Annotated in this window: 1 protein-coding gene; it reads left to right on the top strand. The window is 50.9% G+C overall.

What is annotated here, in order from left to right; all coding sequences use genetic code 11:
- Positions 1-43 precede the first annotated feature (43 nt).
- A partial coding sequence (locus tag V6D20_23580; protein ID HEY9818761.1) for a diguanylate cyclase occupies positions 44-1476 on the top strand: 1433 nt, incomplete at its 3' end.

The raw sequence follows: 1476 nt of genomic DNA on the forward strand, positions 1-1476 counted from the left end.
GCAATGGACTCGCGAGGAGTTACAGACTATCCTTCAGGGAGCCATGCGTCTACCTCCCCGGTTTGAAACGCGCCATCGTCGCCAGGATGGCGCTATTTATGATGTAGAAATTAGCTACAGCCGTGCTGTGTTGAATGGTGAGACGGTGCATCTTTGTATCTGTCGAGATATTAGCGATCGCAAACAAGCCGAAGCGGAACGTCACCGCCTTAGCCATGTAATCGAGGCTAGCCTCAATGAGATTTATCTCTTCGAGAGTGACACTCTCCGGTTTGAATATGCCAACCAAGGGGCACTACAAAATTTAGGTTACTCTTTAGAACAGCTCCGCCAAATGACCGCAGTAGAGATTAAGCCCGAGCTATCAGTAGCTGACTTTGATGCTTTGGTTACCCCTCTGAGACAAGGAGACATCCCAACTGTCACGTTTGAAACGGTACATCAGCGCATCGACGGCAGTTGCTATCCCGTTGAGGTGCATCTACAGCTAACTCCATATGCTGGGCAATGGGTGTTTTTGGCGATGATCTTAGATATTAGCGATCGCCAAAAAGCTGAAGCACAACTCATTCGTCAAGCCCGACATGATAGTCTGACTGACTTGCCCAATCGCACACTGTTAACGGAGCGGTTGGAGTTGGCGCTCAAGCGAGCACAACAATCGCAAACCTACCGCTATGCGGTTCTCTTTCTCGATTTGGATCAGTTCAAAGTCATCAATGACAGTCTTGGACATCAAGTTGGCGACCAACTCCTGATGACGGTCGCCCGTGAACTACAAACGATCGTGCGTCCCACTGATTTGGTGGCCCGCTTAGGGGGCGATGAGTTCGTCATATTACTGGAACACTTGCCAAGCATTCAGGTGGCAACGCAATTGGCTGAACGCATTCGGTCGGTCTTTGCTGTCCCTCTAGCGGTTGAGGGACACAGTGTCTTTATTACCACGAGCCTCGGCATTGTATGGGGCACGCGCGACTACACTGAGGCAACGAGTCTCTTGCGTGATGCTGATATTGCTCTGTATCGCGCGAAGGCGGGTGGACGCAATCGCTATGAGATCTTTGATGCGGAGATGCATGTGCAGGTGGTGCATCGGCAACTGCTTGAGCAGGACTTACGGGTTGCTCTAGACGAACAACAGTTTACTCTCTACTATCAACCTATTATGGAGCTGCAGACGCAGCGCCTGATTGGGTTTGAGGCACTGCTTCGATGGACGCATCCCACTCGGGGGTTCATCTCTCCAGATAATTTTATTCCTGTAGCAGAAGAAACTGGACTGATTTGGGACATCAGTCAATGGGTGATACGGGCAGCGTGTGAACAACTGGCGGTGTGGCGACGACTCTTTCCCGAGATGGAACCGTTCAAAGTCAGTGTCAATTTGTCGGGGCGGGATTTGGTGCAAACGACGTTGATGGATACGATTCTCCAAGTCCTGGGTCAAACGCAGCTACCTGCAACCAGCCTTAC

It is taken from the genome of Candidatus Obscuribacterales bacterium, from assembly GCA_036703605.1.
In the GTDB taxonomy this organism is placed as follows: domain Bacteria; phylum Cyanobacteriota; class Cyanobacteriia; order RECH01; family RECH01; genus RECH01.